This window comes from Schlesneria sphaerica, assembly GCF_044336245.1.
Classification (GTDB): domain Bacteria; phylum Planctomycetota; class Planctomycetia; order Planctomycetales; family Planctomycetaceae; genus Schlesneria; species Schlesneria sphaerica.
In genome coordinates, this window is the sequence record NZ_CP172346.1 from 3,218,446 (window position 1) to 3,230,268 (window position 11,823).

Genomic DNA, 11,823 nt, shown 5'->3' on the forward strand with positions numbered 1-11,823 from the left:
ATCAACGTTCTGTCGGTCCCCAGTCATTGAGATTGCCGTCGTACTTCTGGAAACTTCGGAAGCGTTGTCGTCGGTCGCTTAGCGTTTGAAATTGACTGACAAAGCGACTCGAAACCCAAATCCTGCATTTTTTGCGTCGGGGGGCTCGCAGTACCGGTTTGCACTGCGAAGTCGGGTCAGATCCTGCCCCCAGCTCCCGCCCCGCAAACACTTCCTGGTCCCCTTCAGCGGACCAATGGGATCGATCGCCGGCCCGGAGGAATGTTGCTGGTAGAAATCGACGTCCCACCAGTCGTAGACCCATTCCCAGACATTTCCCAGCATGTCGTGAATGCCGAATGGATTGGCGGCAAGGCTTCCCACAGGCTGCGTCGAAGCCAGATTGAAATTGGGGCCGAGAACCTGCAAAGCATCCGTATCCGTCAGCCAGGTCCTGGTCGTCGTCCCCGCCCGACACACGAATTCCCACTCCGCTTCCGTCGGAAGTCGGTACTTGCGGAACTGGTCCGCTTCCCGCTCCGACAACAGTCGACAGAACTGGTCGGCATCCCCCCATGTTAGATACTCCACTGGCAGCCGCATTTCCTGGGGCTCCGATCCATCGGGAACGATCATCCTCGAGGGAAACATCGACGGATTTTTCTTCAGAACCTTCTCAAACTCCTGCTGAGTGACTTCGTGCGTCCCAATATAAAAAGGCTTCGAAATAATCACCCAATGCTGCGGCCCGGCACTCTTCGCCACGGCCAGCCGGTCCGCAGTATTCGCGGGCCAGTTTCGAGTCCACTCTTCGATCTCGTCCTCGGTGGCTCCCATCATGAATTCGCCAGGAGGAATCAAACGAAAACTCATCCCCAGGGAATTCGTAAACTCGACAGGAACGCCCAGATAGTTCGCCCACGCTTCCTGATGTGACTTCGCAGTATCGGAATCGAAGGGGGCAACCGCCTTCTCAGGGGCACCGACCGGCCAGACAGGAAGCTCCGCCAACGTAGCGATCGGACCGTGATGCCCCAGCATGCCGCTTGAATCGCCCTCGTCGGTGTCGATTCGCCCCTTGTCCCTGGCCTCCCCCTTATCAGGAGCGTCAGTAAGGCGCTCCGCGAGAAATCCCTTCGCCATCAGTGTCACAGCCAGCAGGGTGACTCCGATCAGGCTGCCGAATATGACGTTTCTCCGGGAGGGAGTATCCGGAAGCCCTTCGGTCACGGTTTCGCATTCATGCAATGTCTGCGTGGCGGATCGAGAAAGTGTCCGCAGTCCCTCAGAAGTGACTTCTTGTGTTTCGTCGCTCAGGAGCGGTCTTCGAACGGCAAAAGAGTGCCCCGTTTCCGTTGGGGATAAGACCTCCAGTGCATCGATTCCCTCGATGACGGCCTGAGCATCCATCAGTCGTGTCTTACGATCTTTGGACAGCATTGCCGCGAGCAGGGAATCCAGCCCGAGGGGAACATCTTTCAACGTGTCTTGCAAACGGGGAATCGCATGTTCGCGATGAGCCACCACGATTTCCCCCACGGAATTGCCGGGAAAGGGGGGCTTGCCGGTCAGCAACCAGTAAAGCGTGCAGCCAAGGCTGTAAATATCGGCACGGGCATCGACTTCGCGTGGATTGACGAATTGCTCGGGTGGCATGAAGTCGACAGAACCGGTGACAATCCCCGTTCCAGTGATGTCGTAGCAGGGGTCCCCTTGCGCTGTATCCGTCCATTCGATCATCCGTGACAAACCGAGATCAAGGATCTTCATAACCCCGCTGCGGTCCAGCATCAGATTCGAGGGTTTGATGTCACGATGCACAAGTTTTTCAGAATGGAGATAGGCCAACCCGGTCGCTACCTGCCGGATAATGCCCAGCGCCACGGGGACTGACATCAACCCGCTGGTCTGAATGCGTCGCTTCAGATCAATCCCGCTGACAAGTTCCATGACAAGATAAAGAGATCCTTCACACTCGCCAGCGTCATAAGATGTGACCACGTTGGGATGATGCAGTCGCGACGCCAGTCGAATCTCTCGCAGGAATCGATCGATTGTCCCCTCAGCTTTGAAACGATCCGGCCGGATGACCTTGAGAGCAACCATTCGCCCCATCAGACGGTGCCGGGCCGAGTAAACCGTCCCCATGCCCCCTTCGCCGATTTTTTCCCAGAAGACATAGTGCCCCATCAGCAGATTGCGGCCTTCCAGCAGAAACTGAGACTGCAACGGGGTAATAATTCTCGCTTTGAGCATCTCTTCAATGATGCGATGGGGATCGGGAGCAGTCTGGCCGGTCCCCATCCGCTTCACAGTCTCATTCAGCCACTGGACCTGTGAAGGATCTCCTTCCGCCAGCAACTCCTCGAGCTTCTCCAATGAAATATTCATCATCTTCCCCCCTTGGGCACCGGGGGGGTTACGAAGCGCCAACTCACCGTGGCTTGCCGTCCCAAGCGACTGAACACAGTGAACACTCTTTCAGGCACCCACGCCGAACGGAGCGACCAGGACTTCGCTGCAGGGGAATCAGAAAGAGCCGTGTATGAGGTGTGTGAACACGGCAGATCGGACCCTGTGATCGGCGCTGCCTGGCTTGAGTTGGGTTGTGTCTGCGGACGATCACCAGAGTGGTCCGAAAGTGGACGACTCCCGGAATCTCCGTTCGACCTGCCATCCGCCGTTAACATCGCGGGGCCCCACACGACTTGATGCATAGACACTGTAGCGATCAGATTGACTCATTCAGAATTTCAACAACAACTTACAATACGCGGCCCGTTCAGTAGAAACAATCAATCCATCGAGCCGACGTGATGCGTGCCGCCAAGCTCCGTCGATGCGCCATGGAGGCTGGGATTGTCGGTCCTTTCACTTCCTTGCCGCTGTGAGCCGCCCAGGTGAGGCCGATTTGCCGCCGACTCATGCTCCCTCTTCGCTGATCAACAGGCCGGTTTCTCGATCCTGGGAAATTACCGCATTATTCGCTGCGGCTATTGTTTTAATTCGTGTCGGGACTAAAATCCTTGGCAGCGGCGCGAGTTCGCTGCCAGGAAAGCACCAGAACAAAAGATGAAACCTGCATTAGAACCTGATGACGAACAGTTTTTGCTGAGCCTTCAACGGCTCGGAGGAGGAACCGTTCAGGATTTGTGCGACGCTGCAGGAGTCACAGCGACGGCGATTCGGTTACGTCTCAGTCGTCTTCAATCGCTGGGGCTGATTGAGCGCCAAACGATTCGATCGGGCCGCGGACGCCCTCACCATACCTACCAAATCACGGAACTGGGTCGACGACGACTCGGCGATAACTATTCCGAACTGGCTCAACTGCTGTGGTCGGAACTCCAGACAATTGACGAAATCGACGTGCGCCAGCGGGTCACAGGCCGCATTCGTGATGCCATGGTTCGTCAGTATGGCGCAAACGTGCAGGGGGCGCTCCTGTCCGATCGCTTCGCCCAATTGGGAATCGCACTGGCTGACCGTGGGTTCTCCGTCGAAGTCGACACGCGAGAAGCGCTGCCGATTCTCCGCGAGAATCACTGCCCGTACCACGAGCTGGCTCAGCAGGACCCAGGGATTTGCGAGTTGGAACAACAGGTTTTTGAGCGGGTGCTGGGGGTTCCTTTGACTTTAGCGTCCTGCTGTCGGGATGGCGGACATTGCTGCGAGTTCCATCCTGCGTGATGTGCAGTTTTTCGAATTCACCCTATTTCATAGTGACCAGAAGTTCATAGTAACCAGAAGAGAAACAACGAAAATCAAGTGGCCGGCAGTCAGCCGCCAGAACATTCATCGAGTAGAGAGTGAGGAAAGTGCAGTTCAGTACAGACCGTTAAGACGATTCAGACAGCGGCTCGGCTGAGGAAGTGTGTGGAAGTGCCTGCCACGAGGATGGCAGCCCGCTGGCAAGGAACGAGGTTGGGTGAAAGCAACGGCAATTACTGTTAAAGTCGTTCCCTTGCGGGACAGTTCCCGGCACCATCTCCAGTAACGCAACAAAAACGGACACTGCAATCATGACAACCTGGATTGAAGGCCGATTTGAAGAAAACGTTATCACCACGTCGCTGGAACAGGCGATGAACTGGGCGCGGCAGTCGAGTATCTGGCCGATGACGTTTGGTCTGGCGTGTTGCGCAATTGAGATGATGGCTGCGGGTGCAAGCCGGTTTGATATGGATCGATTTGGTGCTGGTGCGTTCCGCGCGACGCCACGACAAGCCGACCTGATGATCGTCGCAGGGACGGTCACCTATAAGATGGCCAGCCGCGTCCGCCGCCTTTACGAACAGATGCCCGACCCCAAGTACGTGATTGCCATGGGAGCCTGCACAGTCGGAGGAGGCCCCTACTTCAAATACGGATACCACGTTGTAAAGGGAGTCGACCTGGTCGTCCCTGTCGACGTCTACGTCCCCGGGTGCCCACCACGACCTGAAGCCCTGCTCGAAGGTCTGATGCGAATCCAGGACAAAATCAAAGCCAAGAAAATTACCCGAACACAGGAAGTCCTGCCGATTCCGCACCACACGGGACGAGTGGCTCTTCCCGTAACCCAGTCATTGACGGAAGTCGTCTGATGGAATCAATCGCGTGACGGTACTGCGGTCTAATCCAGCCGCGAATCCGGTCCGCACAGAATTCGTTTTTTGACAAGTCAACGGTCCTTCAGGCAGGGAACCTCGCAACAACGAGCCGTGCCTGACGCGACTGAGACTTGGAGCCGGCCCCGCGAGGCCCTCGAGTGAGGCCCGATCGAAGTTCGTCGATCGGGCGATCACCCGTGATCGTTCACTGAGTCAGTTTTCTTTTCCACACAAGTAGAGTTTTCGCATTCAATGTCCAGTCTTCTGAAAATCACCGATCTGCATGTGTCTGTGGACGACAAACCGATTTTAAGGGGCGTCAGTCTCGAAATTCGTCAGGGCGAAATCCACGCACTCATGGGCCCGAACGGATCCGGTAAAAGCACCCTCGCCTACACCCTGGTCGGTCACCCCAAATACGAAATCACGGGTGGCTCGATCGAAGTGGATGGCACGCCGCTGAACGAGCTGGACCCCTGCGATCGCGCCCGACTCGGCCTGTTTCTGGCCTTCCAGTACCCGGTCACGATTCCCGGTGTGAAGGTAGCGGACTTTCTGCGACATGCTGTCACCAACATTCGCAACCCAACTCGAAAAGAGGGCGAAGGCCTGATCCCCATGCGGGACTTCCGTAAAGAGCTGAAAAGCCGCATGGAAGAACTTGGCATGGACGTGGAATTCGCTCGCCGCTATCTGAACGACGGTTTCTCGGGTGGTGAAAAGAAGCGAATGGAAATTCTCCAGCTCGCCATGCTCCAGCCCAAGTTTGCGATCCTCGACGAAACCGACAGCGGACTGGACAGCGATGCTGTTCGAGTGGTCAGTGAAGGACTCCGAAAGCTGGCAGGACCTCAGATGGGTGTCCTGATCATCACGCACCACGAACGTCTGCTGGAATACAACGTTCCACAGTACACCCACGTCATGCTCGCGGGCCGCATCGTCGAAACCGGCGACGCCTCGCTGGCACATGAACTGCATAACAACGGCTATGCCAATATCCGACTTCGCCATCCTGCTGAAGCGGCCGAAGAACAGGAACAGCAGAAGAGTGTCCCCGCTGCCGTCGCAGCAGGAACCAAGTAAACACACAAAAAGCGGCATCCGGCAACCACGAAACGACGCAACCGACTTCCCCGACCAGAAATGGTCGGTCGGCGAACTCACCCTGCGTCAGACGATCGGTTTTCCAGATGCCATCCAGTCACGAGTCACCTCTGTCGGAACTCACGACAGGTCCGAGCGGATGCAAGACGACAGTGAAACGATAACGGTCAACGATCGGTGACCTTGCCTGGCCTCGAGGGCATCCACGGATCGTACCCTGACCGATGACCGAGAACCGAATAGACGAGCGACCCACTAAGGGAAGACGAAGATATCATGACGACAGAAACAACGACCGTAGACGACGAAATCGGTGTTGGCGATTACCAGTACGGATTCCATGACCCCACCGACAAGTATGTTTTCAAGAGCCGTCGGGGTCTTGATCGCGAGATCGTCGAACAGATCTCTGAGATGAAGAACGAGCCGAAGTGGATGCGTGACTTCCGCCTGGAAGCTCTCGATCTCTTCTTTCACAAGCCCATGCCCACCTGGGGTGGTGACATGAGCGAACTCGACTTCCAGAAGATGTTCTACTTCGTGAAGGCATCGCAAGGGCAGGAGAAGTCGTGGGAGGATGTTCCTGACGATATCCGCAAAACCTACGATCGACTCGGGATTCCCGAGGCCGAAAAGAAGTACCTCGCAGGTGTCAAAGCCCAATACGAGTCCGAAGTCGTTTACGGCAGTCTACAGGAAGACCTCAGCCGCCAGGGTGTGATCTTCACTGACACCGATTCGGCGTTGCGTGATCATCCGGATCTGTTCCGCGAATACTTCGGCAAGGTCATTCCCTCTGCTGACAATAAATTCGCCGCGCTGAACTCCGCCGTCTGGTCGGGTGGCTCGTTCATCTACGTCCCGAAAGGGGTGAAGATCGAGTTCCCGCTGCAAGCCTATTTCCGCATCAATACGCAGAACATGGGCCAGTTCGAACGGACCCTGATCATCGTGGACGAAGGGGCCTCGATCCACTACGTCGAAGGCTGCACCGCCCCCACCTACAGCAGCGACAGCCTGCACTCGGCCGTGGTCGAGATCATCGTCAAACGAGGGGGCCGCTGCCGTTACACGACCATTCAGAACTGGTCGAACAACGTTTACAACCTGGTCACCAAGCGAGCCCAGGCGTACGGTGATTCGCTCATGGAATGGGTCGACGGTAACCTCGGCTCGAAACTGACCATGAAGTATCCCGCCATCTACCTGATGGAACCGGGTGCCCGAGGCGAGACCCTGTCGATCGCCTTCGCGGGCAAGGGTCAGCATCAGGACGCCGGAGCCAAGATGGTTCACTGTGCTCCGCATACGTCCAGTCGCGTGATCTCCAAGAGTATCTCGAAGGACGGAGGTCGGGCGGGCTACCGTGGCCTGGTGAAAGCCACTCACGACGCTCATCACTGCAAGAGCAACGTCGTCTGTGACGCGCTGATCCTCGATCCACACAGCCGTAGCGACACTTATCCGTACATCGAAGTCAATCACGACAATCTGACGATCGAACACGAAGCGTCCGTCTCCAAGATTGCCGAAGAACAGTTGCTGTATCTGATGAGCCGCGGGATGACCGAGACCGAAGCCTCGGCGATGATCGTCACCGGCTTCATTGAACCGCTCGTCAAAGAATTGCCAATGGAATACGCAGTCGAAATGAATCGGCTGATTGAATTACAAATGGAAGGGAGTGTCGGGTAATTTCCGAAGCCATGTTGACTGTGACACCCTCTCATGCGGCGTTTGGTACTGACGCCTTCGAATCGTTTCTTGCCTCGCGCCGCGAACCATCGTGGATGAGCGACCTGCGCCGCGGTGCGTTCGAAACCTACCGTGAACTGCTCCAAACAGAACTCGATCCGGAAGAATGGAAGCGAGTCGATACGCGGGCTTTCCGCGCAGACAAGTTTGCCATCCAGACTCCCTCGACAGCAAATGCGGTCGCTGCCTTTGAAACTCTCCTCGCAACCCGAGCCGAGTTCGCTGGCTTCGTCAGTCACATCGATGGCGCCAGTTCGCCTTCGAAGCTCGACGAGGACCTGGTCAAGCAGGGGGTTCTGTATGGAAACCTATCCGACTTACTCCAGACTCACGGCGACATCCTCAAGCCGCACCTGATGACCCGAGCGGTCAAGCCGGAAGCAGATCGGTTTGCCGCCTGGCACGCCGCCTACTGTACGGGCGGGACCGTCCTGTATGTTCCCCGCAACGTCCAGATCAGCAAACCGCTGTATAGCCTGATCGGTCTGGCTGCCGCGGGTGCTGCCGATTTCAGTCACACGCTGGTGATCCTGGAAGAAGGGGCTTCTGCCACACTGCTGGAAGAAACGTCGTCGACCTCGCCGGACCTGCCCGGGGTTCACGTCGGCGCTGTCGAACTGCTGCTCGCACCTCGCTCAAACCTTTGCTACGTCCAGCTTCAGAACTGGAACGACAAGGTCTGGCATTTCGCTCATCAGGTGGGCCGTGTCGACGCGAGTGCCTCGCTGCAATGGACCGTGGCTGGTCTGGGCGCCCGGTTCGCTCACGTCCACCAGGACGTTTTCCTGGACGGAAAAGGGGCTGCCGCGGAAGTGAACGGCGTCACGTTCGCCACCGAAAAGCAGCTCCTGTCGTACTACACGCAGCAGACTCACAACGCGCCCCATACGCGCAGCGACCTGCTTTACAAAGACGTCGTCCGCGACAACGCCCGCTGCGTTTGGCGTGGAATGATCAAGGTCGCCAAAGACGCTCAGAAAACAGACGGCTACCAGCGAAACGATAGCCTGCTGATGAGCGAAACGTGCCGCGCCGATGCCATCCCCGGTCTTGAGATCGAAGCGGATGACGTCCGCTGTACCCACGGTGCCACCTGCGGTCGTGTCGATGAAGAGCAATTGTTCTACTGCATGTGCCGAGGACTCAGTCGGGCTGAAGCCATGCACCTGATTGTGGAGGGATTCTTTCAGCGGGTTTATGACCGCATCCCGGTCGAAATCGTGCGAGAAACTCTCGGACAGGCGGTTGAGCGAAAACTGGGAATCGGCGGACTGTAAACCACAGTCAGTCTCTCCTGTTTGAGCTGAGTTCCATTGCGGCTGGTGAGGGCAACGCAGCGCCACAGACGGTGTTTCGTCGGTGGCGTACTCGCTTGTCACAAGCCCGTTCATCGCCCCTGTACCGGTGCCCCAGTAAAGAATGTGAAGTGCATGTCTGAATTTGAACGAGTTGCGTCTGTAAGCGAAGTTCCCTCCGGGGGGCGATTATCGATTCTGGTGGACGAGGTTCCTTCGTTGCTGATCCGGATCGGGGACGATTTTTTTGCGATCGAGGACGTCTGTTCTCACGATGGGCAGCCATTGACGAATGGGCCCGTCGAAAACTGCTCGATCGTCTGTCCCCGGCATGGAGCGCGATTCGATCTTCGAACGGGGAAACCCCTTTGCATGCCCGCCATCGAACCGATTTCTACCTTTGAAGTCCAAGTTCGCGACGGCGACATTTACGTGAGGCCCCGCACATGAACCCTGAAACGCATTCCATTCCAATCGCTCCCGCCACCGATTGTTGTTCTGACAATCATTCCGCAGCCGGAGAGACACCGACGTCCGCAGATAAGTCCGCGACGACATCAGAAGGTTGCTGCCAATCATCAGCATCTACGCCCGCAGCCACAGCCGAGGCGATTCCGTCGACCAATCCAAGCTGCTCGTCAGCTACAGCCGGTGCTGAAGCCTCTCCAGAGGCCGCTGCTTCGGAAGCCGGGGAAGAATCCGCACCCGACGATGCGGCTCTGATTGACGCCCTGCGGGAAGTGATCGACCCCGAACTCATGATCAATATCGTGGATCTGGGACTGGTCTACTCCATCAATCACACCGAACGAAAAGTGCTCGTCGAGATGACGTTGACCAGCCCGGCTTGCCCCGCGGGTCCGCAAATCATCTCGCAAGCGAAAATGTCGCTGGAAAAACTCTCCGGCGTGGATCAGGCGGAAATCAAGTTGACGATGACCCCGCCGTGGACGCCCGACCGCATGACCGACGATGCACGCGATCAGTTGGGAATTTTCTGATCGCTGGCATGAATCCCGCATTGCGACGATGTCACAAAGCAACCAATCGAAAAGCCCCTGCGAGGATTTCCTGGCAGGGGCTTTTTGTTTGGTTATCTCTGACGAACGTGCCAAACATGCACGTCAATCAGAGGGCCGCATGAGTCGTCGCCGCAGCGACCGGAGCATACCTGGTAATGATTGTGGCAATCATCAGGTAGACGGGAATACCGATGGTGACGTTGTAACTGAAGGTCACCCCCAGTGAGGCAGCGAGCGGCAAGGTGGGACTGGCTTCGGGAATCGCCAGTCGCTGGACTGCGGGAAGAGCGATATACGAGGCGGCACCACATAGGACAGCGAACAGCACATACGTCCCCAGCTCCAGTTGCTGTCCCAGGAACAGGCTGTACCCATGGGCGATCAACATCCCCATGACTGCGAAGACGTTCGGAGCCACTAACGCGAACGTCACAAACTGCCAGCCTGCATTTCTCAGATCCTTGAGCTTCTTGGAAGCGGTCATTCCCATCTCCAGCAGGAAGACACACAGCAGTCCGTGGAACAGATTCACGAACAACGCGTCGTCCATCGCTGTCACTTTTTCACCTTGCAGTCGCGAGATGAAACCGATGGCGATACCCGCGAACAACAGGAAGATTCCGGGATTCAGGAAGACTTCGTGAAGCAGTTCCTTGCTCAAGAAAGCACCCCGCACTTTCTGAGTGGGTGCATCCTCTCCCGCATGAAGGTCGACTTCCTGCAGAGCAATCGTTGCCTCCGCTTCGTCGGCGGCGTTTTGTGCTGTCGTGGAACTTTCGGATTCTGTCGATTGAGTTCGCAGGGCAGCCGTATTCCGTCCCCCTCTTGCTGTTCCGCTGACCGATGATCGGCCCGCTTTCGACACACCGTTTGATCGAACGTGGGCATGTCCGGCTCCCACGGCAGCGTATTCTTCCTCCAGAGCGTACTCGTCTTCGTAGTCATGCTCCTGTTCGTCGAGATCCTCCTCATGTTCGTGCTGGGGCGGGATGGCTCTGCGAAACTGGCCATACCCAGCCTCACCCGGCATATTCCCCTTGGCGTCCATTCCCCGCTGCCGCATGTTGGCCACCAGATACAGGGCGACCAGGCAGCCGGGAATTTCCATGACCGCAAGCATCACAGGCATGTAGGGAGCAAAGGCGATTTTGCCGGCAGTCAGCACCCCCATACAGGTCACGAAAGTCCCTGCGGAATCCGAACCGTAATACCCGGCGACGGTGGCCGCATCGATCTGGCGCAGTTTCGTGGTCAGACGGAGCGTATAAAAAGCGACGACACCGATAATCGAATTGGTCACCAGGCCGATCAGCATAAACCCGGCCGCTTGTCCGTAAAGATGTGGCTCCAGCCCCGCAAGCTCTTCGCCACCTTTCCAGCCGATGGCGAGTAACAGATAGATGGTCAAACCTTGATAGACGGCCTTGGGGAATTCCAGCTTGACGTGCAGCATGGGAATGAGAAAGCCGGCATAAAAAAACAGCAGTAACGGCTTGAACAGGTTGTGAGTGAAGTTATCAAGAAATTCATGAAGCACAGCGCATATCCCTTAGTAGTAATCCCGGCAGAGCACGCTCCACAGACGAACGTGGAAGCGAGCGAAAGCAGCCCCTGTGCCGATCAATCGGGCTGACGAAGAAGTCAGCCAACACCCCTCGAGGGGCCTCACCGAACCAGCACGCGGCCGAAACGTAAAAGTGTCTCGGACATTCTTTTACAGTGAACCACCCTCACTCTCTCCGCGTTTTCGCGAGTGTCGTGACGACCAGACAACGACTCTTGTCGTGTGCAACGTCTGCCGAAGTCCTTTGCAAATCATCCCGGCATTCGAACGACGTCTTCGAAAGCGAGCGGCGCTTGCACCGGTCGTGCGCCTCGCGCAGGATGAATCCCCTGCTTCTGCTATCTCGCTCAGTTCGAATCATCGACAGAGACCAAAGTCTGACATTCGTTCCCCGCGCGTAGCGGGCTCAGCGGTATTGAAACGCATTCTGTACGACAAGACGAATTAAGTTCTCTTAACGTGTCGAGAATGTAAGCGTGCACCTGCCGAGCGGGTCGACTCCGTGACGT

General features: G+C 56.7%; 9 protein-coding genes. 7 read left to right on the plus strand and 2 right to left on the minus strand.

Going from position 1 to position 11,823, the window contains the following annotated elements; all coding sequences use genetic code 11:
* Positions 1-78 precede the first annotated feature (78 nt).
* A complete protein-coding gene (locus tag ACGY09_RS11770; RefSeq protein WP_397571673.1) occupies positions 79-2,373 on the minus strand; it encodes an SUMF1/EgtB/PvdO family nonheme iron enzyme in 2,295 nt (764 codons plus the stop codon).
* A 678-nt stretch (positions 2,374-3,051) separates the two neighbouring features.
* Here ACGY09_RS11770 and ACGY09_RS11775 point away from each other — a divergent pair.
* The 7 genes from ACGY09_RS11775 (at position 3,052) to ACGY09_RS11805 (ending at position 9,729) form a co-directional block, all read left to right on the plus strand.
* The gene (locus ACGY09_RS11775) at positions 3,052-3,669 is read left to right on the plus strand and encodes a helix-turn-helix transcriptional regulator (protein ID WP_373650056.1); all 618 of its coding nucleotides are present in this window, start codon (positions 3,052-3,054) and stop codon (positions 3,667-3,669) included.
* Between the two features lie 332 nt (positions 3,670-4,001).
* Positions 4,002-4,565: an NADH-quinone oxidoreductase subunit B gene (locus ACGY09_RS11780; RefSeq protein WP_373650055.1), complete on the plus strand. Its 564-nt coding sequence runs from the start codon at positions 4,002-4,004 to the stop codon at positions 4,563-4,565.
* Positions 4,566-4,823: 258 nt separating this feature from the next.
* Positions 4,824-5,657, plus strand: coding sequence for a Fe-S cluster assembly ATPase SufC (gene sufC, locus ACGY09_RS11785; protein WP_373650054.1), 834 nt, complete (start codon positions 4,824-4,826; stop codon positions 5,655-5,657).
* A 297-nt stretch (positions 5,658-5,954) separates the two neighbouring features.
* Positions 5,955-7,373: a Fe-S cluster assembly protein SufB gene (sufB, locus tag ACGY09_RS11790; protein ID WP_373650053.1), complete on the plus strand. Its 1,419-nt coding sequence runs from the start codon at positions 5,955-5,957 to the stop codon at positions 7,371-7,373.
* An 11-nt stretch (positions 7,374-7,384) separates the two neighbouring features.
* Complete coding sequence (sufD, locus tag ACGY09_RS11795; protein WP_373650052.1) at positions 7,385-8,710, plus strand: Fe-S cluster assembly protein SufD; 1,326 nt, start codon at positions 7,385-7,387, stop codon at positions 8,708-8,710.
* 153 nt (positions 8,711-8,863) lie between these two features.
* Positions 8,864-9,178 carry a non-heme iron oxygenase ferredoxin subunit gene (locus ACGY09_RS11800; protein WP_373650051.1) on the plus strand — a complete coding sequence of 105 codons (315 nt, stop codon included), beginning with the start codon at positions 8,864-8,866 and terminating at the stop codon, positions 9,176-9,178.
* Positions 9,175-9,729, plus strand: coding sequence for a metal-sulfur cluster assembly factor (locus ACGY09_RS11805; RefSeq protein ID WP_397571674.1), 555 nt, complete (start codon positions 9,175-9,177; stop codon positions 9,727-9,729). The genes ACGY09_RS11800 and ACGY09_RS11805 overlap by 4 nt, the downstream gene beginning before the upstream one ends.
* A gap of 127 nt (positions 9,730-9,856) precedes the next feature.
* Here ACGY09_RS11805 and ACGY09_RS11810 read toward each other — a convergent pair whose 3' ends face one another.
* Entirely contained in the window at positions 9,857-11,287 is a 1,431-nt protein-coding gene (locus ACGY09_RS11810; protein ID WP_397571675.1) for a sodium-dependent bicarbonate transport family permease, read from the minus strand.
* Positions 11,288-11,823: the final 536 nt, after the last annotated feature.